Origin of the sequence: Okeania sp. SIO2F4, from assembly GCF_010672385.1 — a bacterium.
GTDB lineage: Bacteria > Cyanobacteriota > Cyanobacteriia > Cyanobacteriales > Microcoleaceae > Trichodesmium.
In genome coordinates, this window is record NZ_JAAHGT010000024.1 from 1 (window position 1) to 23,589 (window position 23,589).

Genomic DNA, 23,589 nt, shown 5'->3' on the forward strand with positions numbered 1-23,589 from the left:
CACGGACATGAAGTAGCGTGCTTCCATGCTGTTAGGCAGGGTCACGACCTCGCCGTCCTTGTCCCGCAGCGTGATCAGCGGACGCAGATCGTTGCTCACAATAAAGCTTCTGTCTAAACCTCATTTAGTATCAGTTTGTTTGACGAAAGATATTTATGCTCTTCTAGCAAAAAGTAAGCACCAAGAGAGTTTGATACTTTACTATTGCGTATAGAAAAATATAACTCATTTTTATATTTTGATTTTTCCAAGAAATTTTACAGAACTACTTTGACTTCTCTGAGAAGTTTGATGCTACTATATTTATTGTTTAAATCTCAAAAAATATGTTTGCAGGAACAACTGAAGCAGCAACTCTATTAGGAATCTCTACTCAACGAGTCCGAGTCTTACTTAAAGAAGGTCGGATTCTCGGCGCTTACAAAATCAATTGTAAGACTTGGGTAATGCCTCTGTTTGATGGAATGCCAATTATCTCAGGTAAGAAGCGCGGCCCCAAACCTCGTTGGGGTTTCCGTCAGCATTGTGGCAAAAAGACTCTTAATGTAAATCGAAATAATCTTAGAGATAACCACAAGAATCGAAATACGAAAAAAAAGGTACTTTCTGTCAAACAAGGCTCTAAGAATTTAGCTACAGGTCACGAAACAGAGATTCACGGTCCTTGTAGGATAGTTTATCGACCAGAAAAACCTCACAGTTGTGGAGCGACCCTTTGGATTGAAACCTTAGCAGCAGTGACAGTGTATGATTTTGAGGGTAATGTAGAGCGAGTGAATAGTATGTGGGAAATATTTGAGGATAGAATCAGAAAAACAGACAAACAAAAGGTTGAACAGTTAATTAGAGTAGCCTAAGCAAAAACTAGATTAGAAAAGTGTTTCTCACTTACTGAATTCCTATCATAAATGAACAGATAGGCTAATATTCTGCTGAGTTTTTTTATTTATCTCACAGAGTAGTCGTTAACCTGAAGTAATATTATGTCCGCTTAATTAGCAAACTATCAAATGTCAAATAGTCTCCTGAAATTACTGCAAGTGTTAAATTTTTCAGTCTATACAAATTAAGATTTGATAATTTCCTTGTTGTTTAGAAGCATAACCTAGGCACTATTCCCTTGCCTGTTCGCTACTCAGGACACCATGCTTCTAAAATTAGTACCCCAATAGATTCAAATTTAACAACGAAGATTATAAATAACTTAGGAATTAAGATGCACAATTTCATTCCACCAGAAAGATTTTTTCCCTATCTCACCTGGCAAGATATTGAGACAATGCCAGATAAAGAAAATGTAGTAATTATTCAACCAGTAGGTTCGATTGAACAACACGGACCCCATCTACCCTTAATTGTTGATTCAGCGATCGCTACTTATGTCACTGGCAAAGCACTCGCTAAACTAGATCGGAATACTCCCGCCTACGCCTTGCCCACCCAATATTACGGCAAATCTAACGAACATTGGCATTTTCCAGGCACTATTACCCTCACCGCCCAGACTTTAATGGCTGTTTTGACAGAAACAGCAGAAAGTATCTATCGCTCTGGGTTCCGTAAATTAGTATTTTTAAACGCCCACGGTGGGCAACCTCAAGTTATTGAGATTGTGGCGCGAGACTTGCACCAAAAATATGAGGATTTTTTACTGTTCCCGCTCTTAGCTTGGCGCGTACCTAATCCTTGTGAGGAATTGTTCACCCAGAAGGAAATGGAATTAGGGATTCATGCTGGAGATGTCGAAACCAGTATGATGCTATCCATGTTGCCAGATGTGGTAAGGATGGATAAGGCGGTGTGTGAATATCCTCGAGGTTTGCCAGAAGATAGTATGTTGAGTATGGAGGGAAATTTGCCTTTTGCTTGGTTGACGCGAGAGTTGACTCGTAGTGGTGTGTTGGGTGATGCAAAAGTGGCGACTAAGGAAAAAGGCGATCGGATACTTGAGGCTTTTACTGATGGTTGGGTGCAGGTAATTAAGGATATTTATGAGTTTCGGCAACCAAGTTAAGGAAGTCAGAAGTCAAATTAAAGTCAGATAGGGGAGCCGTCTCCTTGGCGACGTACAGAAGTTGTTTTTATCACGGGGATGCGCGAGCAACCCTCTAAAAACATTTCGCCTTAAAAGACAAGGAGTTTAAATTTGATAGCGATCGTGTCTGTGGTGTGGAGCATTATCGCTGTGTGAAAAACTTAGGTAATTTAGGTGATGAGAAAACTAATTTTCTTAATGGCGATGTTTTACTTTATCCAAACCTATGTTAGTAATCCAGGAATTTTTAGTATCTCCCTAGAACTATATCTCAAAGAAAATCTTAATTTCAAAGCAGCAGAGTTAACAGCCTTTTTAAGTTTAGCTGCTTTCCCCTGGTTTCTCAAACCAGTTTTGGGATTAATTGCTGATAGTTTTACTCTGTTTGGTTATCGCCTCAAAAGTTATTTTATAGTTTGCTATAGTGTGGCAGCGATCGTACTTTTTTATCTAAGTAAATTTCTCAACTATAAAAATTATATTCTGCTAATTGGTTTAGTAGTTATTTCTGTTTGTATTTCTTTTTCAGATGTTCTTACTGATAAGTTAATGGTTGTTGAAGGCAAATTGAGAGGGCAAGTATCTGTATTACAAGCATCTCAATGGGCTGCACGGGGTTTGGGTGGAGCATTAATGTATTATTTGGGTGGATGGGTAGCCCAAAATGCTAATTTATCGTAAGCATTCAGCAGTCAGCTATCAGCTATCAGCTTTATTACCTTTAAAGGAGAAAAAAGCAATTTTATCAAAGCTTCAGAGTACGAATCTCTGGTTGAGAATGTAGTAGAAATTAAATGAACGCTTGCTTTATTCATTAGACATCTCCAATCATAAAAAATCAAATCAATTATCCCGCAGCAATTATCAATTCTTTCCCCCTATTCTCTACTCCCTACTCCCTCTTTTCTGGAGATGTCTATTAAAAAGTTGATAGCTGACCGCTAATAGCTGAATGTTTACAATTTATCTATAGCTTTTTTGATTACTGCTTTTGTACCTATAGCTGGTTTAATAGCTGCTTTAACAATACTTTCTGAACCCAAAGTACCATTAGAAAAAAATTCTTGGAAAATTAGTATTAATAGTTTGTGGTTAGCTATAAAATCATGGAAATTTATTACAGTAATTATTTTTATTACTTGCTTTCGCTGTCGTCCAGAACCCCGTCTATTTTATTATCAACGGGATATCCTAAATTTTAGTGCTGAATTTTTAGGAATTTTAGGGTCTTTAATATCTATATCAATTGCTATTGGAGCTACCCTATTTGGAATTTTTGCTCCCAAGTTTCCTTTACCTATACTTTTAAATTTTTGTATGGCACTTAAAGTTACAAATACTATAGCTCTTATATTTATAAGCAACGAACAAAGTGCCATATTAATTTGGATATTCTGCGGTATTACAGATGTTATTGCTACTCTAGGGGCTTTAGAAATAGCAGCTCGTAGTTGTCCTAAAAATGCAGAAGGAACTGCTTATGCTTTATTAATGTCTGTTTGGAATTTTGCTGGTACTCCAGGAATTATATTAGGTGGGTGGTTATGGGATAAAGGAATGAGTTTTTCTTGGCTGGTTATTCTTTGTACTATATTTAGTGTTTTTTGTTGGTTGCTTCTACCTTTATTGCAGTTAGAAATATTGAGATTCAATTCCGAGCAATAAGTATAATCATTTCAATTTTTAAATATTATCTGAGGTTCTGAATTTATTAGTAATAATTTGGTAAGTATTCAGCTATCAACTACTAATAAGAGGAAGAAGTAAAAGCAACCCTTGAAATTGAGATAGAATTAAAAGTTACTGCCAAAGTAAGCTCCTTTAATCTTAGAAGGAATTATTCATTATTTGCTGATAGTTGACTGCTAAGAGCTGAATGCTTACAGCGCTTTTCAGATTGATAAACCACATCGTCACAACCAAAACCCCGTAGGGACGTTCTATGGAACGTCCCTACTGTAGTCTACCGTGCAGGAAAATTGCTGTAAATAATTTGTTCTTTGAAACGAGCTGCTTTTTCTCTGACTGAAATTATTTCAGTACCAGCAACTTTTTCTGCTTCAATAGCAAATTGCAAAGCTTGTTGATTATTTGCTTGAGCTTTAGCTAATTCAGCAAGTTTTAGTAATGCACCAGCCTCCATATCGGGACGAGAAATTTCCCTACTTAATTCCAGACATTCTTGATAGTATTGTTGAGCGCAATAATAACTTTGTTTGGCAAAATGCCCGTCTCCTAAGTTAAGCAAAGGAGCTGTTTGATAATAGTTATTTCTATCTCTTAATGACCGATATTTTGCTAATGATAAATTTAGTTCTTGGTAACTTGCATCAAAGTTTTTGAAACTGAGATAACAGCTACCTAAGACATTCCGCAGTTCTGCTTCTGATTGGAGCAAAATATAACTTTTTTCGGCTTGATTTTTGGAATTTTCATCAACTACTATCTGCAAAGACTTTTGATAATAATTTAGAGCTGAACTAAAATCATCTTGGCGATGAAATAATACTCCTAAATAACGGAATAATTTTGACTCTTGGATTGGCTCTTTTAGTAATTGATAATTTTGTAATGCCCGATGGAAATATTCTTCGGCTTTTGTGAAATTTTGCCATTCTAAATAAAGCCATCCTAATTCACTTAACAACTGAGCTTCTACTACAGTATTATTAATAGTCTTAGCAGCAGATAAAACTATTTGTCCGCAACGAAAATCATCTTGCCAATAGCACCATCTCCAGAAGTTATCACTCGCTTTTTCCCATGTCTGATCTAACAAATCAAATGCCCGATGATTTCCAGAAATATCTGGTAGACAAAATTTACTAAAATCTCTTAAATCGCTCCCAACATTTTCTCTTTCTTCAAGAATATGTAAATTGACATTACCCATACTTTTTAATTACCTTTTTTTTTTAATAAAATCTCTCATTTAGATGCACTACATTGAACTTGATAAACGTATCCGTTCCCTTTTACTTAGGGTTTAGGGAAAATAATCTTGCCAATAGCACCATCTCCAGAAGTCATAACTCGCTTTTTTCCATGTCTGATATAACAACTCAAATGCCCGATTATTTCCAGAAATATCTGGTAGACAAAATTTACTAAAATCTCTTAAATCGCTCCCAACATTTTCTCTTTCTTCAAGAATATGTAAATTGACATTACCCATACTTTTTAATTAACCTTTTTTTTGAAATAAAATCTCTCATCTAGATGCACTACATTGAACTTGATAAACTTCAGCGAAAACCGAAGTGCCAATAGCACCATCTCCAGAAGTTATCACTCGCTTTTTCCCATGTCTGATCTAACAAATCAAATGCCCGATGATTTCCAGAAATATCTGGTAGACAAAACTTACTAAAATCTCTTAAATCGCTCCCAACATTTTCTCTTTCTTCAAGAATATGTAAATTGATATTACCCAGATTTTTTAATTACCTTTTTTTTGAAATAAAATCTCTCATCTAGATGCAGTAAATTGTACTTGAGAAACGTATCCGTTCCCTGTTATTTAGGGTTGAGCAAAAATCATCTTGCCAATAGCACCATCTCCAGAAGTTATCACTCGCTTTTTCCCATGTCTGATCTAAATTGAGTTTTTATTAGGTCGTTATCCCTTGGATTTTTATTAGATTTGCTGGGAGTATTTGTTGGTGATATAGAGGAGTTTTGAGTAAGTAATTTTTTCTCTAATACTCGCACAACATTTCTTTTACCAACTATTTCTCCAAGTGCCTTAGAAAGAATCTCACACCATTCACTACCAACATTTTTGGCAGTGCTTAAATTACAGGGGCAATCTTGAGCAATTTGCTCGTAAGTTTTGCCTTGTAAAACACCATGAAATATGTTTATTTGTAATTCAGTCTTAGCTTTGCCAGTTTGGCGGGTAACTATTGACTCTGCAAATTCTAATAATTCTTCAGTCTTCATTTATGAAACCTTCTTATTTAATTTTTAGCTTGATGCCTTAAGCAATAATACCTTTTTACTATAACCCAACTTTTGGCAACTTTTGGCAACTTTTGGCAACCTTTATCAACCTTTACCAACTTTAAAATTGGCGACTTTATCCAACTAGACAAATACTAAAGAATCTTATACCATTCACTACCAATATTTCTGGCATTGCGTAAATCACATGGGCAATATTGAGAAATTTGATTGTAACTTTTGCCTTGTAAAACACCACAAAATATTTTTATTTTCAATTCAGTTTGAGCTTTGCCAGTTTGGCGGGTAACTATTGATTCTGCAAATTCTAATAATTCTTCAGTCTTCATTTATAAAAGCTTCTTATTTAATTTTTAGCTTGAGGCATCAAGCAATAATACATTTTTAGTATAACCCAACTTTTGGCAACTTTTGGCAACCTTTATAAACTTTAAATTGGCAACTTTATACAACTAGGAAAATACTGTTGGATAGGCTATTATTTGTTTGTAATTAATTAGTCAAGACTACTGAAACTTAGATGTTAATTTTTGGTAGATATAGTTTTTCTGGCTTCAGTCAGTCAGAAATAACTTTGTCATTTTCAGCCTAAATTTTTCTAGTCGTAAGTTTCCGAAAGTAATATTCACAACTCAAAAAATAGGAGAAAAGCTATGAATTTTTCCAGTGCTTTATCATGTTTGAAAAAGCAAACTAACTTAGCATTATTTCTCAGTGCAACTTTGACACCGTTCTCTGTATTTTCTTTACCCGCTCAAGCCTCAGTTTTACACAATGGTTGGTCTTATTCCATAGATTCTTTTAATGACAGTATACAGAATAATAATGTTGGTGGTACAGATTATGAAATATATAGTACGGCTGTAAAAGCAACTGCTAATGAATTAATCTTTGCTATTAATTCTAATTTGTCTTTAGGGGGTGTATATAATCAGTTTGCAGATGATAAACATACAACCTATGGCGATTTAATTATTAATCCCACTGGTGCAAGTTTTGATGCTGCAAATAGTAGTGGAAATCTATTGGCTATTCGCTTTGCTAGTCAGAATGATTCAGGTGTATCTGGATTAGGTTTTTTTGGTAGCGTAACTGCTAAATCTATTGCTACTGAAAATGGCTTATTATTTAATAATTTAGCAGCTTATAATAATTATGTAACTAACAATGGAGGAAATCCTAGTAATGGAGATTTAGCAGCTTCCGATCCTTATTTTAATAAAGGTACTCATGTTCCAAATGTTATCAACTCAGGTGTGAAAATTGGTGATATTAATTTCGTGTCTGATGTTGGTGCTTTAGGTTTAGATTTTGGTTATTTCGGAGCAGTTGGTAGCCAAACAATAGCACTTAGTGTCGATCGCTCTATCTTGCCTGAAAATCATTTTAATTGGGTATATCATATTAATCCAGAATGTAATAATGATGTCACAATAGGAATAATTGATACGGCTTTCTTAGATTATATTCCGGAAGAATCGTCTATAGATGAAAAGAAAGCAGATAGAATAGGAAGTACACCCGAACCTTCTGTATTATTAGGCTTAGGAATGGTAGGTTTAGGCTTGGGAGTTTGCCGTCGGCGTCAAGTTTGTTAATAGTTTTTACTCTGTAAAAGTTGAATATTCAATTCTTATCAAAAGCCCGGTTTTTTTTGAATAAATCGGGTTTATTATACAGAGCTTCTCATATTAATGAGATACAGCTAGTAGGTTGGGTTGAGGAACGATATTCGTAGCTTATCCGCAGGATAAACCCAACATATAATTTTTGGTAGATACAGTTTTTATGGCTTCAGTCAGTCAGAAATAATTTTGTTATTTTCAGCCTCAATTTTTCTAGTCGTAAGTTTCCAAAAGTAATATTCACAACTCAAAAAATAGGAGAAAAGATATGAATTTTACGGGTGCTTTATCAGTTTTGAAAAAGCAAGCTAATTTTCCATTGTTTCTTGATGTAACTACAATCTTTTCTTTACTAAACCGCAAAAAGTTGGTAAGGATTTTTCTCCCTTTTATTGCTGGTAGTTTCTCAGTAATCCAAGTTAACCCTTCTCTAGCTGCAACCCTTGTTAATTGGGATACAATTGGCTGGCAAGATACTGTTCTCAATCAAGAATTACAGTCAAGTAACAATACCATTAAAATTGATTTTACATTGGGTAGTGAGGCTCAACTTGTTAATTTTGGCGGGGCGATGACGCCGAGTGTGAGTGGAATTTTGAATGGGAGTAATCCTGATTCTGGCGAAAATATCGATCAATCTTTACCAAAAAAATGTGGTTTAAAGCCTCTCCTTTTAAGGGGATAATAAATAAAAATTTTCTTTTGAGTCAATCCTATCCGTTTTCAAGGAGAGGTAAATTATTAATTATTAATTATTAATTATTAATTGTTGAAACCTTCAGCTAGATGCTTCTCAAGTGGGAGCTTTTGCAGACAATCCTGCATTATATAGTGCTACAATGAATGTGAATTTTTCCGAGAGCGATCGCCTGTTTTCTGATGTTTCCTTTATGCTCTATGACATCGACATCGGTTCTGTGTGGCAAGACCGCGTATCTATAATCGGATTTAGTAGTAATGGCGAAATTGCTCCAGAATTTACCATTGAAAATACCGACTATGTGGAACAAGTTGATAATTACACGTTGGATGGTATCAAAAATTCTAGCAATGATGTAGATACCAGTAATGTATTGGTTTCTTTTAGCAGTTCAATTTCTGGTTTTCATTTGATATTCACTGATGGTGACGATATCGAAAGCAGTATCGACCCAAGTAGTCATGGAATTGGAATTGGTGATATCTATTACACACAAGAGCCTAATGATGTTCCAGAACCTGCTTCTACTCTTGGATTGTTAGTTTTAGGTATCATAGGACTTTATTCTCGACTTAAAACACGCCGTTCATACTAAATTTTTCTAGTTGTAAGTTTCTGAAAGTAATATTCACAACTCAAAAATAGGAGAAAAGCTATGAATTTTCCGGGTGCTTTGTCATTTTTGAAAAAGCAAACTAATTTAGCATTCTTTCTTGGTGCAGCTACGAACTACAAAATCAACCTTCCTCTGGCGATCGCAACTAATCTCGTCATTGGATTATCGGCGATCGTTCCTGTAGCTGCCCAAGAAATTAAACCGATTGAAAGTGACACAACAGATATTATTGAAATTCTTGATGAATTTCAGGAATTATTTGTTCAAGAGGAGCGCTTACCTATAGAGAATCCAGAGCTTTTGCAGTTAGACCCGACAAAGCTAATTTTAGCAGAAGATTATGATGTTCGCTTGTATTTTATTAATGAGGGAGCTGCAGCCAAAAATCAGTTAGGATTTACCGCAACAAATGGAGTCAATTCTCAGGAATCATTGGCTTTTGATAATATTTCTTGTCACATCAGCAATGCTGATTGTCAATTACCCAGTGAAGATGGGGTTTGAAATATTGGTGATTATGTAGAATTGGGCAGCTTTACTGCTGGAACAAAGTTGGATTTTTGGTTACTTGCTAATGGGTTTAATAATCCCGATCCGCTGTATCCTTATGGTGCCGATCCGGCATTAAATCCTGATGGTCTTGAACATCTAGTTGCTTGGGAATATGAAAATTATGTTGTCTTAGGATTTGAAGATTTGTATGGTCCTCTTGGGGCAACTGACCCACCCAATCAAAACTCAGACCGCGATTTTAATGATGTGGTATTTGTATTAGATTTACCTCTGCTTAAAGAAAAGCCTGCTTCTACTCCAGAACCTGCTTCTACTCTTGGATTCTTAGTTTTAGCTATCATGGGACTTTATTCTCGACTTAAAACACGCCGTTCATAAGACTTTGCTGTGCCAAATTTTGTTTTTTTCAACCTCTGTCTATCTATAATTTGAGCCTATTTTCTGGCTTTATTTTTTTTAAGCATCACTAGAGAGGGGGAACTGCCGAAACAGGGGGAAGTGTTGAATCAACTTTTGGGGAGTTTCTTACTCCACAAACCTCCCACACTTCCCACACTCTGCTTTTTGGCAGAATGAAACAGCCCTCCTATTTGCCCACCCTACAACTGTTGCCTTTCAATTAAATCTGACAATAACGTTGTAAACCTGCTGTTTCCTGACTATATGCTTCCATGTCAATTTTTACAGGCTCAACATTCCAGATTTCCTGACAATATTCCGAGATAGTACGGTCAGCAGAAAACCTACCCATATTAATCGAATTAATAATACACATCCGAGTCCAATGTTCGGGGTCTCGATAAGCTTCATTTACCCGTTCCTGACAATCAATATAAGATTGATAATCAGCCAACAACATATATTCATCTTTTCCTAGTAAAGATGCTACAAGTGGCTGAAATAAATTTGGCTTACCTGGTGAAAAATAACCAGAAGCAATACGGTCAATTACCTGCCGTAATTCTTTGTTATAAGTATAGTATTGCTCAGGATTATATCCTTCATATTTTAATGCTTTAACTTCTTCAACGGTCAATCCAAATAAGAAGAAATTCTCCGCACCCACAGCTTCCCGAATCTCAATATTTGCTCCATCAAGAGTACCAATAGTTAAAGCACCATTGAGGGAAAATTTCATATTCCCAGTACCAGAAGCTTCCTTTCCAGCAGTAGAAATTTGTTCAGAAAGGTCTGCCGCAGGATAAATTCGCTGACCAATAGATACCGAGAAATTAGGCACAAAAACCACCTTGAGTCGATCGCGCACATCTGGGTCATTATTTACTATTTCCCCTACAGCATTAATCAATTTAATAATTAACTTTGCCATATAGTAACCTGGTGCTGCCTTCGCCCCAAAAATGAAAGTGCGGTGCAAAATATCCGTATCTGGATTGTCTTTAATCCGATTATAAAGAGTAATAATGTGCAGCACACTCAACAATTGACGCTTGTATTCATGGAGTCTTTTTACCTGAATATCGAACAAAGAATTAGGATTAACTACAACCCCTGTTTTTCCCTCAATATAAGCAGCCAAATCTTGTTTATTCTCATACTTAATCTGACTCCAATTATGGCGAAATTCTGGGTCATCAATAAACCGATCAAGCTGTTGAATTTCCTCTAAATTCTTAATCCAATTTTTGCCAATTTTATCTGTAATTAGTAATGCCAACTTGGGGTTACTAATTAACAACCAACGACGGGGAGTAATGCCATTAGTTTTATTCGTAAATTTCTCCGGCCAAAGTTCGTAGAAATCTCTCAAAACATCTGTTTTCAAAAGTTGAGTATGTAATGCTGCCACACCATTAATAGCATGAGCGCCAGCGCAAGCCAAATGAGCCATCCGTACCCGCTTTTCAGGAAATTCTTCTATTAGTGACATCCGTGCTAAACGCATATCATCCCCTGGATAACGTTTCTTAACTTTCTCTAGGAAATGGAAATTAATTTCATAGATAATTTCGAGATGTCGTGGCAGTAGAGTAGCGAACATACTAACTGGCCAACGCTCTAGAGCTTCTGCTAACAGAGTATGGTTAGTGTAGCCAAAAGTATTTTGGGTAATATTCCAAGCTTTTTCCCATTCAATATTATGTTCGTCTATCAACAGTCGCATTAATTCTGCAACGCCAATGGAGGGGTGGGTATCATTCAATTGAATGGCTGCTTTTTCGTGGAAGTTATCTAAATTTGGATTCCGTGATAAGTGAGTACGGATGATGTCTTGTAGAGAACAGCTAACAAAGAAATATTGCTGCTGTAACCGCAACATTTTTCCTTGGAAGATGTTGTCATTCGGATAGAGAACTTTAGAAATATTTTCAGAGACAGTTTTATCTTCAACGGCTCGGTTGTAGTCCCCAGAGTCGAAAATTTGCAAGTCAAATTCATTACTAGCTTTGGCACTCCAGAGGCGTAGGGTATTAACTGTGTTGGTATTGTACCCTGGTACTAGAGTATCATAAGGCATTCCAATCACTGTGCGTGCAGGTATCCACCTAACACGGTAGTTACCTTCTTTGTCTGTATAAGCTTCAGTGTAACCGCCCAGTTTAATTTCTACTTGGTCTTCATAGCGGGGTATTTCCCAAGGGTTGCCAAAACTTAACCATTTGTCTGGTTGCTCGATTTGAAAGCCGTTATGAATTTGTTGTTTGAAAATGCCAAATTCATAACGAATACCGTAGCCCATTGCCGGAATCTCTAGGGTAGCAAGGGAGTCAAGGAAACAGGCAGCGAGGCGACCTAAACCACCATTGCCTAAACCAGGTTCGGGTTCTTTTTCTATCAAGTCATGCAGTTCAAGACAAGATTCTTCTAAGGCTTGACGCGCTACTTCCCAACAGCCAACGTTAACTAGGTTTTTGGCTAGTTGACGACCCATAAGAAATTCTGCTGAGAGATAATATACTGTTTTGACGTTTTGGTTGGAGTAGGTTTTAGTAGTTTTTAGGTAACGGTGCAGCAAGCGATCGCGCACTGTATAGGCCAACGCCATGTAATAGTCATAGGGGGTGGCAAACTCTAGGTCTTTCCCCTGTATATAATATAAGTTATCGGCAATCGCTCGTTTGATGGTATCAAGACTGGTACCTGTGCGATCGTCCTCTACTTGAATTTTTACTTTTTCTGTGTAAGTCTGTTCTTGGTGTACTTCTTGCATAATTTGCGAATTTGCTAATCTTAACTGTTTATTGACAACGCTCAAACCGGATTGAAAAGGGTTTTTGAGACTTAGTAGTAGTCAGTTCCATATTTGCTCACATTTGGTAACAAATACTTATAGAGATTAAGTTTAGTTATATTAATTTATTTCAAGACTTAACCAGGAATATTTTAGTATAATGTAATAATATTTTCCTAGATAATTGATTAATTATCGAATTGAATTTATTAACAAGTTTTGAATTTTCCCCAATCCCAAAGAAAAGATAAAATATTAGATAAATCAAAGAAAATAAATATATACTTTTCCAATCATGTATTCTTTGATACTAATCTATAGTTTATAGACTTATTATTTAGTAGCATATGGTTTCATGTTAACACTCTGTTGAGCGTCAAAAATAGTAACAGGATTAACCCAGTTAATTTGATATTTGTAGGAAAGGATGAGCTGGGATATTATCTCATATCCGGATTAAAATTTATAAATAATTAGGTAGGAGTCAGGAGAAAGAAGTGGTGGAAATAAAGAATATATAAGAATATCAGGACTTACGCAAAGACACTATATATAGTGTTGACCCTTAAATATTTATCTATTTAGCGATATAGCTGCCGCACTTGCTCCGCCAACCCTTGAACAGCAAAATACAAAAACCTTAAAAATTTGCTTGACCCCAAATTATTTGGTATGCTTGATTAATATTATATAAATTACTTGTAATACCTTTAAGATGGACTTTAATTAGATCAAATATTGTCAGTATTTAATAAGTAGTCAGAAAAATTATACTCTAACAAATCTTGCCGATCATCTGGAAAAAATTAGCCACGATCAAATTAATCGTCCCATACAAAAATGTTGAAACACGGTTCAGAAATTTTGTGGCAAAATGTCAGGAAAGAAATTGTCACTTCTGAAGATTGTTATTTGCTGCATTGATCATACAGTTATTAATAAAAAATATTCCCATAAAATTGATAGCGAAGCTCCTCTGCGCATAGGCACTTGTCCGGCGTCAGTAAAGTGGTAATGAACATGGGGGAGTGAGTGGGATAGGAATAGTTAATTGCTTATATTTTAATCCTAAAATAGAGCAATTCTGGATAATAGATTATCGTATTTATAATCCAGAAAGTGATGAAAAGAGTAAAATAAATCATGTAGAATAAATGATGGTTGATGTGGTGGAAAATCATAAAATACCAGTAAAAACAGTATTAATGGATAGGTGGTATCCAACCCAAAGACTAATGGCTTTAATAGATAATTTAGGTAAAATTTGCTATTGCCCCTGAAAAAGCAATCGTTTAGTAGACTATAGTGGGGGTGTAAAAAAGTATCAAAAACTGGAATAATTAAAATGGAATGAGTGGGAATTAACATCAGGAAAGATTATTAAAATAAAAGGAATTCCAGTGAGATAAAAAAGTCAAATTATTCTGGGCTACTGTTTCCACAAACTTCAGCAGAATATATTATTACTAATGACCTTAGTTATCAAAGTACAGATGATGTTGAGTTTGAGATTCGCGCCTAGGTGGAAAATTGAGGAATTCCACAGAGAAATTAAACAGTTAACAGGACTTGAATTTTGCCAATGTCGTCGGGCAAAAATTCAAAAAAATCACATTGCTTGTGCTATGTTGGTCTGGAATCATTTGAAAAAAATTGCAAATAATTTGGGAAAAACTATTGCTCAACTAAAACATCAATTGTCATCTAAATATCTAGTCTCTGAACTCAAATATCCGACAATTAAAATGACAGTTGTTTAAGTTTTTATGGATTGTTTATAATCAACAAAAGCTGGGGGATGGCTATGATTTTTTAGCGTTGGCGGAGCAAGTGCGGTAGCTATATCGCTCTATTTAACATACGCTATATATATTGGTCGTATCAGAAATAACGACCAAGTTATACACTATATATAGCAGTACTGCGTAAGTCCTGAATATATTAGGAGGAGAAAGTTTTTTTATCGCTTATTCCAGCTACCATCAGCCATTACACAGAGCAGGGTAATAAAGTGAAAGTCTTAATGTTAAGTTCTGAAGCCGAGCTAGAATACTGACATATCTGGTTTAGGGCTAACTCCAAAACCCTCATTGGTAAGTTTGGGTAAGTTTAGTAGAACGGGCATTTGCTGTCAAATCTTTTTATCGTCCTTACTATTCGTAACATTCTTTTTTAAAAATGGTATTACGCCAGTTTTGCGAAGCAACAGCAAACGTCCGTGTCAGCTTGTGGACTGGAAACGCCGACGTTGCCAGGTAAAAGCAAGAATGGAACAGATTATAAGCACGAAAATCATAGATTTATATAGAAAATCATAAGTTTCTCAGAACGGTATAATAACTTTTGATAAATACCAAAATATTGAGAACTACAAATCTATTTTTGCCTCTACTACATCAGCACTACGTTGCAACTGAAAACCAACCTTCTCACAGACTCGCTGCATAGGTGTATTCTCAGCTAAAATTGTAGCAACAATTCCCTCTAACTTCTCATCTTGACCCACCTGCACCAATCGTAACAGCAACTCAGTACCCAACCCCTGACGTTGATAGCGATCGCTCACCAACATCGCAAATTCTGCCTCATTTACCCCATGTGACTTACTCAAGCGACCCACTCCTAAAATTTCATGGCTTCCCGTTTCTGGATTTTTATAATCCGCTACCAATGCCATTTCCCGATGGTAATCAATAAAGCAAATCCTAGTTAACCGTTCGTGAGCAATGCGCCGACTCAACTTCAGAAAGTTAAAATAACGCAAATACACACTTTCCTCTGACAACGTTTTGTGGAACTGAACAATCAACGGTTCGTCCTCTGGGCGAATAGGGCGAATAGTCACCAGATCGCCATTTCTCATTTGCCAAGGTTTGACATATTTAGTAGGATACGGACGAATAGCTGATGATGGCAGTTTCTCTACACCCACACTCTTGTCATGGAGAACTATCCTTGCATCCAAAGCAATCAACCTTTCCGAAGAAGCTAACAGAGGATTAATATCAATTTCCTTAATCCAAGGTTCCTCTACCACCAACTGACTAAATTTCACTAATAGCTTTTCCAGCGCTGCCAAATCTACAGCTTTCCTTCCCCTTACTCCTTTGAGAGCTTGATAAATTTTTGTCTGTTCCATCATCCGGCGAGCTAGAGTTGTATTCAAAGGTGGCAGAGCGATCGCCCGGTCTCTAAACACCTCTACTAACTGCCCACCTGTACCAAACACTAATACCGGACCAAACTGCGGGTCAACACTACTACCAATAATCAACTCATAGCCACGATCTAAGCTTAACATTGGTTGCACCGTCACCCCTAGGAAATGCTCAGACCCCACTTTCTCAGTTACAGATGTTTGAATATTTTGATACGCCCATTTCACTGCTTCTGCATCTTTAAGATTTAACTGCACACCATCCACATCAGTTTTATGGGTGATTGTCTCAGACAACAGTTTCAGCACCACTGGATAACCAATTATATTAGCACGTTCCACTGCTTCTGCTTCAGTTTTGGCAACCAAAGTCTGCACAATAGGAATACCATAAGCAGCTAAAATTTGTTTTGATTCTGACTCTGTGAGAATATTTCTGCCTGCATCCTGAGCAGTTTTGATAATTTGCTCGACTATAGAACAGTTTGGACCGCTTTCTTGTTCTTGTGCTAGCAATGGAGTTTCATAAATACCCTGCAAATTATAACTGTACTGCCACATAAAATTAAAGAGCTTGGCAGCAGAATCTGGATAACGATAGGTAGAGATACTAGCACGATTGAGAATAGTTTCACCTGTAGTTACCTCATCCCCTCCCATCCAACTTGCTAATACTGGTTTTTTAGCAGTCTGAGCATAATGCTTCAACTGTTCAGCTGTTTGAGTGGGGTCAGTCATTGCTTGAGGAGTCAAAATTACCAGCAAACCGTCCGTGTTCGGATCTTTAACTGCTACTTCTAAAGTTTTGCGGTAGCGCTCTGGGTCAGCATCACCAAGAATATCAATGGGGTTAGCATGACTCCAGTGGGTGGGGAGAAATTCATTCAGTTGAGCAATTGTTTCTTCTGCCAGAGGTGCAAGTTCTCCACCAGTAGCAATCAGAGCATCGGTCGCCAACACTCCTGGTCCTCCAGCATTAGTAATAATTGTCAGTCTCGGTCCTTTCGGCAGCCGTGGCTGTTTTGCCATCACTTCTGCCATATTAAATAGTTCAGAGATGCGATTCACCCGCAGTACCCCACACCGACGAAAGGCAGCATTTAGCACTTCATCACTACCTGTGAGCGATCCTGTATGTGAAGCAGCAGCTTTGGCAGCAGCTTCAGTTTGACCAGCTTTAATCACTATTATTGGCTTGGTCAATGCTACTTCACGAGCAGCAGACAGGAATGACTGCGCATTGCCAATAGATTCCATATAGATGACAATACTTTTGGTGTGGGGGTCGTCACCAAGATAGTAGATGAGGTCGCCCCAATCTAAATCTAGCATTGAGCCTATGGAAATGAATGCACTGAAGCCTACGTTTTCTGGGAAACTCCAGTCGAGAACGGCTGTACAAAATGCTCCACTCTGACTAATGAAACCAAGGTTGCCTGGGTTTGCCATAGTGCTAGCAAAGGTGGCGTTTAGTCCACTATGGGGGTTCATTAGTCCTAAACAGTTTGGGCCAATCAGTCGCATTTTGCCCTTGGCTGTTGCCATAATTTGTCGTTCTAATTCTATGCCTTCTGGTCCAATTTCTTTGAATCCTGCGGAGATAATTATTGCACCCTTGACTCCGACTTCCACACAGTCACGTACAGCATCAGGAACCATGGGAGCAGGAATAGCGATAATTGCTAAGTCAATTGGTTCTGGTATGGCTTTGATATTTGGGTATGCTGGAATTCCTAGCACATTATGGCGCTTGGGATTAACTGGAAAAATCGTCCCCCCAAAAGGACTGCTGATAAGATTCCAGAGGATTGTGCGACCCACACTGCCGACTCTATCGGTAGCACCAATTACGGCCACACTTTCTGGGGCAAATATTGAGGTTAGGGGTTGTCGTTGTGCCCTCAGAATATCATAAGTTGGATCTGTTGTTTGTATCATCTTTAGTTCTGCTTCATAAAACCGATATAAAACGTCTCTCTTGGTGCGCGTTCCCTCTCTTGGTCAGCATTCCCTTGCGCCTGTCGGCGGCGCGGGGTCTGACCGCTTGCGCCTTACGCCGACGCGGGGCCGCACCCCATAATAAGTGACATTTTAATGTTTACTTCCTGTCTCTTGGTCAGCATTCCCTCACAGGAGTGCGCGTTCCCTCTCTTGGTCAGCATTCCCTCTCTTGGTGTGCGTTCCCTTGCGCCTGTCGGCGGCGCGGGGTCGCACCGCTTGCGCCTTACGCCGACGCGGGGTCTGACAGCCTTCTACTGAGACCGTCGGCGGTTACTCATCCACAGGCATCAACGGTCAAGCCGACCGCATCCCTTGAGTGCGTCTTGCATTCTGTTCGCAGAGCGTTTCCCCAGGAAATGGAGACATCAGAATTACGCACTCGCTTTTTTAAATTAATACTTGCATTCAAGTCCAGATCTATAGATAAGCCACATTCAGAGCAATCATAAGTTCTAAGGCTTAAGGGCATATCTTGAACATGAGCGCACCTACTGCAAGTCTTTGACGATGGGAAAAATCTATCTACTACTACGAGTTGCTGACCGTACCATTGGCACTTATATTCTAGCTGTCGTCTAAACTCATAAAAGCACTGTCTGCTAATTGATTTAGCTAGCTTGTGGTTAGCTAACATTCCACTGATGTTCAAATCTTCTATGACAACACTGCCGTGGTTCTTGGCTTACGTATGTTGTCAATTTATGAAGTGCGTCTTTACGCATATTAGTTACCCGTCTGTGTTGCCTGGTTAACTTGATTACAGTTTTGTACCAATTATTTGAATACTTGACTTTTCTACTAACTTGACGTTGCAGTAAGGTCAGTTTTTTCTCGGCTTTTCTATATGGTTTTATACTAGGAAACACTTTCCCATCACTTAAAGTAGCTAGGGTTTTCACTCCCAAATCTACACCTATCACATCAGTTTTTTTGGGTGTTATCTGAGGATGAAATTCAAAACTACAGCTAAGATACCAATCTCCTGCTTGCCTACTAATAGTTATTCTCTGAGCTGTTGCCTCACTCTTGTTCATAAGTTTTGACAATTGCCTTGAAAAGGTAATTTATGATTCCATCCGTTTAATTATATGGGCTTTCCACAATTATCAATTGTGAAAGAATCACACCTGCCTTTCTTCTTAAATCTTGTATATTTACCCAACACTTTAAAGAATCTTTTAAACGCTTCACCCAAGTTGATGAAAGCATATTGATAAACTTTAGATGACAGGTTTTTCATCCAAGAATAAAGTGGTTTAGTGTGATTGGTAAACACTTCTTTGAGTTTACGTTTGCGCAGCATTCCGAAGGAAACATTAGGCTTGTAACCATCAATATATGCAGCATTCCATAAACTTAAACCCCAGTTATAACACCAGCGTGAATAGCCAGCGTGTTGAGCCATTAGAGTTTTCTGTTTATTATTAAGTTTCAGCTTTGTTAATCATGGATTTCATATATGGGTGAGTGCAGCCTGTCTAAAAGTATGCTTTTTGATGCATTATATCCTTATTCTCTGATTAAGTCAATCCTCTCTTTTGAAGTTGATTGTTATTTGTTTTTTCATCACCTTCTCTTCAAGTTTAATCGAAAATATGAGTTGCCCGATATCCCTTACAAGTTCTGTACTTGTAAGGGGATTCAATTCACAAACATCTTTAAATTAATATGAAAATTATTCTTAACTTTATTATGCAGAAAAATATATTTTTTCTCGAATACAGATTATCAAATCTCATCTAAAAAGTCAAATTCATATAGATGTAAAATCTTAAAAAATAGTATTGATAATTACCTATATAGTTTATGTTATCTCATGTTTGTTGGTATAGTTTGTGTCAAGCTAGGTGTGAATATCTATAGGAATTTTAAGGTTTTTTCCTACTTTCAAGCTCTCTTCCTTCTTTCCTAGATAACTAAATACCAGATTGCATTGATTAACAACAGTATAAAAAGGTGGCATACAAGTCAAAAGTCATCTTTGAGATGACTTAAGCTAAAAGCCTACGGATTTCAATCCGTATATAAAGTCTTCTTTATTCTTCCTTACCCGTATTTTACAATACCAATGCTACTGGACTTGATATTAGTATATATAACATTTATCATGTAGGTAAGCTAGATTATTAGTAAGCATTTAGCTATCAGCTTAAATAGCTGATATTCAAGATGATGTTAGGGAAAATACTAATCAATTATTCATTTTTTCCTAACCCCGTGAATCCTATTGCTATTTGCCCAGCATTCCATAGGAACAGATGACTGCTAATAACTGAATGCTTCTTACAATTATTTCCTTATGGTTGTTCTGGCCTTATAACATTTATGTTTTAGGTTGACCAATAAATAAGGTTTCAAGCCTCCTGCTTTTTCAAGGGGATAAAAACTGATGATTAATCCTGGACAAATATTACAAGACCGCTATCAAGCAATTCAACTACTAGGAGATTGTGGTTTTGGTCAAACTTGGGAAGTTGATGATAGTGGTACAAGAAAAATTATGAAAATATTGCAAGTACCAAGAGCAATAGACGACCAAAAAATGGAGGCAGTCATTTTTCTGTTTGAACAAGAGGCAAATGTTTTAACACAATTGCACGATGTTGGATTACCAGAAGTGGAACCAGAAGGATACTTTATCGAGTCAACAGAAGATGTGGGACTATTACACTGTCTAGTAATGGAAAAAATCGAGGGGATAAATTTATCTGACTGGCTCAAACAAAATTATCACAATCAACCTATAGAAGAAGAGCGAGCGATCGCCTGGCTAATACAATTAGTAGAAATTATTAGCAAACTCCATCAGTATCAGTGCATTCACCGGGATATTAAACCAACAAATATAATTCTGCGTTCTACAGTGCAAAACCAAAATAATACTATTGTACAAGAGATAGTATCTGAGAATTTGTCACAGAGTAGCCAAGTTCACCCAAAAAATAGAGAAGTTACGAAAGTTGAAAATTTATCCCCAATCTCACTGACTCCAAAAAATGTTGCACAACCAGGAAATAATAAAAAAACACTTGGAGCAACAGAGGACCACAAAAGCGAAGTTGAGAACAAAAAAAATCATACAGCAAATCAGCAAGACTCCCAAAACCAAGAGTGGGGTCAACTAGCATTAATAGACTTTGGCGCTACTAGGCAAGTTACAGAAACATATTTAAAACAAGTAGAAGGCAAGGATGTCACTGGAATTATTTCTCAAGGTTACACATCCCCAGAACAATATGAAGGAAAAGTAATAAGACAGTCGGATGTCTTTGCCATCGGTCGGACTCTAGTTTACTTACTAACTGCTGAAAATCCTACCAACTTGCCTAGTGATCCTCAAACTGGTAGATTAATGTGGCGAGACCACGCTACTCAAATTTCACAAAAGTTGGCAGATTTAATTGATGAGATGATAGAAAATTTGCCTCAGTGTCGCCCTCAAACAACTGAAGATATTCTCGAACGTCTTGCTGAGTGTAAGCAAGAAGTAGAAACGGAAACAGAAGTTGAACTTCAACCTACCCAAAACCAACAAACGACTCCTGTAACTCAAAACCAGTTTTATTCCCAACTACTCCACTCAAAACTACTTAATTTCAAGGGTAAATCTCAAACAACTACACCTGAACCTAATAAATGGTTGGGTAATATTTCTCTATTAACACTGGGAGTAATAGCTGTTTTCATTGCTTTCTTACCTGAGGCACCAACAACTTGCCCTTTAAAGTTTGATGACAAATTAAGTTGTGGCGAAGAAATTATAATTCCTGGTTCGGCAGCAACAGACAAAGAAGCAGGAGTAACAGCTTTTACTGATGGTAATTATCTGCAAGCAGTCACCTTATTAGAAGCAGCTAGAAAAAAACAAATTAACGATCCAGAAACTCTGATTTACCTAAATAATGCTAAATTGGCGGCTAACAACACCGAAGCTTATACTATAGCTGTTGCAGTGCCAATGACTGGTGATTCACGATCGCTCAACTATAGTTTAGAAATTTTACGGGGAGTTGCTCAAGCTCAAAATGCAATTAACCAAAGCGATAACCGGATCGGAGGTAAGGGTTTAATTGTAATTATTGCTGATGATGTCAATTCTTCTACACAAGCTGTGAGAAGAGCAAATGCTTTGGCTGCAACTGGTCAAGTTTTAGCTGTAGTTGGTCATTTTTCCAGCCAAATTACTATGAAAGTAGCTCCAACTTATGAAGATAATAAACTGGTATTAATTTCTCCTACCGCTAATGCTTCTAAATTATCTAATCGCAATAATTTTTTGTTTCGGATGATTCCATCTGATGCAACAATGGCTCAAGCAATGGCTAGTTACCTAATTAGTCAATCTGAAGACGAACAGCCAAAAGTAGCTTTATTTCATATCCCTAATGATGTTTACAGCGAATCTCTCAAAAATCAATTTAGTCTTAGTTTTACTGCAGGTGGTGGCAAAATAGTTAAAGACCTGGATGAAAAATTTGATTTATCGAGAACTGCTTTTAATGCGAGTGCTGCTATAGATAGAGCAGATAAACAAGAGGCTACAGCTATAGTATTATTACCAGATATTTTCAGTTTATCTAAGGGAATAGAGGTAATAAAAGCAAATTGGCAGTTGAATTTACCTATCATTGCTGGAGATAGTCTTTATAGTGATTATGCTCTCAAGTTTGGTGCTGACGAAGCAGAGAGAAATCTTGTAGTAGCTACACCATGGCACAGTTTGAATAGCCCTAATTTAGATTTTCCCCAGCAAGCAAAAGAACTTTGGGGTGGTGCTGTGAGTTGGCGTACAGCTTTTGCTTATGACTCGGTTCAGGCTTTGATTACTGCTTTAGAGTCACTCCCGCAACAGAAAGAATTAAATCGTATTGCTCTGCAAAAAGTTTTAGCAAGTGAAGATTTTAGTTCCTATGGTGCTACAGGAGAGATAACTTTTTTAGGGAATGGCGATCGGCAAGAGTCAAGAATTAGTTTTACTCAGGTTGTTAAGTCTAGTTGTTCGCCATTGGGTTATACGTTTTTGCCGTTAGATTATCCTGTTAGTAAATTTAATCTTTTGGAATGTGAAGAGTAAATTCAGTTGTCAGTTATCAGTTATCAGTTTATTTCCAGTGTTTAAGAAACCGGGTTTCTGGGAGGTAGATATTGTATGGTGGGGCATTTTATATAAACCCGGTTTCTATTGGAGCAAGAGTCAATTTATTTTCTGAAGCATCCTGTTATGGGAGATGAGTAGTGAAATTTTTCCTCTATTGCGTCAAGAGCAATAATTAATTCATTTTCTGAAGCACCCGGTCATGGGAGATGAGTAGTGAAATTTTCCGACTATTGCGTCAAGAGCAATAATTAATTCATTTTCTGAAGCACCCGGTCATGGGAGATGAGTAGTGAAATTTTCCGACTATTGCGTCAAGAGCAATAATTAATTCATTTTCTGAAGCACCCGGTCATGGGAGATGAGTAGTGAAATTTTCCGACTATTGCGTCAAGAGCAATAATTAATTCATTTTCTGAAGCACCCGGTCATGGGAGATGAGTAGTGAAATTTTCCGACTATTGCGTCAAGAGCAATAATTAATTCATTTTCTGAAGCACCCAGTTATGGGAGATAAGTAGTGAAATTTTCCGACTATTGCGTCAAGAGCAATAATTAATTTATTTTCTGAAGCACCCAGTTGTGGGAGATAAGTAGTGAAATTTTCCGACTATTGCGTCAAGAGCAATAATTAATTTATTTTTTGAAGCACCCGGTCATGGGAGATGAGTAGTGAATTTTTCCTCTATTG

General features: G+C 37.2%; 16 protein-coding genes and 2 pseudogenes. 11 read left to right on the top strand and 7 right to left on the bottom strand.

All coding sequences use genetic code 11. From position 1 onward, the window contains the following. Positions 1 to 326: 326 nt before the first annotated feature. From F6K22_RS02730 to F6K22_RS02745, 4 genes are all read left to right on the top strand, one after another. Positions 327 to 857, top strand: coding sequence for a DNA-binding protein (locus F6K22_RS02730; RefSeq protein WP_293092983.1), 531 nt, complete (start codon positions 327 to 329; stop codon positions 855 to 857). Positions 858 to 1,216: 359 nt separating this feature from the next. Next, a complete protein-coding gene (locus F6K22_RS02735; RefSeq protein ID WP_293092984.1) occupies positions 1,217 to 2,014 on the top strand; it encodes a creatininase family protein in 798 nt (265 codons plus the stop codon). A gap of 198 nt (positions 2,015 to 2,212) precedes the next feature. Further along, entirely contained in the window at positions 2,213 to 2,716 is a 504-nt protein-coding gene (locus F6K22_RS02740) for an MFS transporter (RefSeq protein ID WP_293093034.1), read from the top strand. Positions 2,717 to 3,013: 297 nt separating this feature from the next. After that, positions 3,014 to 3,700, top strand: a complete 687-nt coding sequence (locus F6K22_RS02745; protein ID WP_293092985.1) for an MFS transporter — start codon at positions 3,014 to 3,016, stop codon at positions 3,698 to 3,700. A gap of 298 nt (positions 3,701 to 3,998) precedes the next feature. On the opposite strand, the gene F6K22_RS02750 is transcribed toward F6K22_RS02745, so the two are convergent. The 4 genes from F6K22_RS02750 to F6K22_RS02765 form a co-directional block, all read right to left on the bottom strand. Continuing rightward, entirely contained in the window at positions 3,999 to 4,928 is a 930-nt protein-coding gene (locus tag F6K22_RS02750) for a tetratricopeptide repeat protein (RefSeq protein WP_293092986.1), read from the bottom strand. A gap of 93 nt (positions 4,929 to 5,021) precedes the next feature. Then, positions 5,022 to 5,210, bottom strand: a complete 189-nt coding sequence (locus tag F6K22_RS02755) for a hypothetical protein (protein WP_293092987.1) — start codon at positions 5,208 to 5,210, stop codon at positions 5,022 to 5,024. A 395-nt stretch (positions 5,211 to 5,605) separates the two neighbouring features. Next, positions 5,606 to 5,977 (bottom strand): helix-turn-helix domain-containing protein, encoded by a 372-nt coding sequence (locus F6K22_RS02760; RefSeq protein WP_293092988.1) that lies wholly within the window; start codon positions 5,975 to 5,977, stop codon positions 5,606 to 5,608. A 155-nt stretch (positions 5,978 to 6,132) separates the two neighbouring features. Next, positions 6,133 to 6,327: a helix-turn-helix domain-containing protein gene (locus F6K22_RS02765; protein ID WP_293092989.1), complete on the bottom strand. Its 195-nt coding sequence runs from the start codon at positions 6,325 to 6,327 to the stop codon at positions 6,133 to 6,135. A gap of 324 nt (positions 6,328 to 6,651) precedes the next feature. Here F6K22_RS02765 and F6K22_RS02770 point away from each other — a divergent pair, with 324 nt between their 5' ends. From F6K22_RS02770 to F6K22_RS02790, 5 genes are all read left to right on the top strand, one after another. Then, the gene (locus tag F6K22_RS02770) at positions 6,652 to 7,596 is read left to right on the top strand and encodes an XDD3 family exosortase-dependent surface protein (protein WP_293092990.1); all 945 of its coding nucleotides are present in this window, start codon (positions 6,652 to 6,654) and stop codon (positions 7,594 to 7,596) included. A gap of 295 nt (positions 7,597 to 7,891) precedes the next feature. After that, positions 7,892 to 8,308, top strand: coding sequence for a hypothetical protein (locus F6K22_RS02775; RefSeq protein WP_293092991.1), 417 nt, complete (start codon positions 7,892 to 7,894; stop codon positions 8,306 to 8,308). Between the two features lie 112 nt (positions 8,309 to 8,420). Then, the gene (locus F6K22_RS02780) at positions 8,421 to 8,918 is read left to right on the top strand and encodes a PEP-CTERM sorting domain-containing protein (RefSeq protein WP_293092992.1); all 498 of its coding nucleotides are present in this window, start codon (positions 8,421 to 8,423) and stop codon (positions 8,916 to 8,918) included. A 60-nt stretch (positions 8,919 to 8,978) separates the two neighbouring features. Further along, positions 8,979 to 9,443, top strand: a complete 465-nt coding sequence (locus F6K22_RS02785; RefSeq protein ID WP_293092993.1) for a hypothetical protein — start codon at positions 8,979 to 8,981, stop codon at positions 9,441 to 9,443. A gap of 21 nt (positions 9,444 to 9,464) precedes the next feature. Then, positions 9,465 to 9,830: a DUF4114 domain-containing protein gene (locus tag F6K22_RS02790; RefSeq protein ID WP_293092995.1), complete on the top strand. Its 366-nt coding sequence runs from the start codon at positions 9,465 to 9,467 to the stop codon at positions 9,828 to 9,830. A gap of 241 nt (positions 9,831 to 10,071) precedes the next feature. On the opposite strand, the gene F6K22_RS02795 is transcribed toward F6K22_RS02790, so the two are convergent. Continuing rightward, positions 10,072 to 12,624 carry a glycogen/starch/alpha-glucan phosphorylase gene (locus F6K22_RS02795; protein ID WP_293092997.1) on the bottom strand — a complete coding sequence of 851 codons (2,553 nt, stop codon included), beginning with the start codon at positions 12,622 to 12,624 and terminating at the stop codon, positions 10,072 to 10,074. A gap of 751 nt (positions 12,625 to 13,375) precedes the next feature. On the opposite strand from F6K22_RS02795, the pseudogene F6K22_RS02800 reads away from it, so the two are divergent. After that, positions 13,376 to 14,405, top strand: a pseudogene (locus tag F6K22_RS02800) (IS701 family transposase). 608 nt (positions 14,406 to 15,013) lie between these two features. Here F6K22_RS02800 and F6K22_RS02805 read toward each other — a convergent pair. Both F6K22_RS02805 and F6K22_RS43005 read right to left on the bottom strand, forming a co-directional pair. Beyond that, the gene (locus tag F6K22_RS02805; protein ID WP_293092999.1) at positions 15,014 to 17,740 is read right to left on the bottom strand and encodes a bifunctional acetate--CoA ligase family protein/GNAT family N-acetyltransferase; all 2,727 of its coding nucleotides are present in this window, start codon (positions 17,738 to 17,740) and stop codon (positions 15,014 to 15,016) included. A gap of 337 nt (positions 17,741 to 18,077) precedes the next feature. After that, positions 18,078 to 19,208 (bottom strand): annotated as a pseudogene (locus F6K22_RS43005) (RNA-guided endonuclease InsQ/TnpB family protein). A gap of 984 nt (positions 19,209 to 20,192) precedes the next feature. Between F6K22_RS43005 and F6K22_RS02825 the strand changes: the two are divergent. Beyond that, on the top strand, positions 20,193 to 22,877 hold the full coding sequence (locus tag F6K22_RS02825; RefSeq protein WP_293093007.1) for a bifunctional serine/threonine-protein kinase/ABC transporter substrate-binding protein: 2,685 nt from the start codon (positions 20,193 to 20,195) through the stop codon (positions 22,875 to 22,877). Positions 22,878 to 23,589: the final 712 nt, after the last annotated feature.

Excerpts from the sequence above, each read along its gene's own strand:
- F6K22_RS02740 (WP_293093034.1), top strand. The coding sequence starts at position 2,213 with ATGAGAAAACTAATTTTCTTAATGGCGATGTTTTACTTTATCCAAACC.
- F6K22_RS02805 (WP_293092999.1), bottom strand. The coding sequence starts at position 17,740 with ATGATACAAACAACAGATCCAACTTATGATATTCTGAGGGCACAACGA.
- F6K22_RS02755 (WP_293092987.1), bottom strand. The coding sequence starts at position 5,210 with ATGGGTAATGTCAATTTACATATTCTTGAAGAAAGAGAAAATGTTGGG.
- F6K22_RS02765 (WP_293092989.1), bottom strand. The coding sequence starts at position 6,327 with ATGAAGACTGAAGAATTATTAGAATTTGCAGAATCAATAGTTACCCGC.
- F6K22_RS02795 (WP_293092997.1), bottom strand. The coding sequence starts at position 12,624 with ATGCAAGAAGTACACCAAGAACAGACTTACACAGAAAAAGTAAAAATT.
- F6K22_RS02825 (WP_293093007.1), top strand. The coding sequence starts at position 20,193 with ATGATTAATCCTGGACAAATATTACAAGACCGCTATCAAGCAATTCAA.
- F6K22_RS02760 (WP_293092988.1), bottom strand. The coding sequence starts at position 5,977 with ATGAAGACTGAAGAATTATTAGAATTTGCAGAGTCAATAGTTACCCGC.
- F6K22_RS02775 (WP_293092991.1), top strand. The coding sequence starts at position 7,892 with ATGAATTTTACGGGTGCTTTATCAGTTTTGAAAAAGCAAGCTAATTTT.
- F6K22_RS02785 (WP_293092993.1), top strand. The coding sequence starts at position 8,979 with ATGAATTTTCCGGGTGCTTTGTCATTTTTGAAAAAGCAAACTAATTTA.
- F6K22_RS02735 (WP_293092984.1), top strand. The coding sequence starts at position 1,217 with ATGCACAATTTCATTCCACCAGAAAGATTTTTTCCCTATCTCACCTGG.
- F6K22_RS02750 (WP_293092986.1), bottom strand. The coding sequence starts at position 4,928 with ATGGGTAATGTCAATTTACATATTCTTGAAGAAAGAGAAAATGTTGGG.
- F6K22_RS02730 (WP_293092983.1), top strand. The coding sequence starts at position 327 with ATGTTTGCAGGAACAACTGAAGCAGCAACTCTATTAGGAATCTCTACT.
- F6K22_RS02770 (WP_293092990.1), top strand. The coding sequence starts at position 6,652 with ATGAATTTTTCCAGTGCTTTATCATGTTTGAAAAAGCAAACTAACTTA.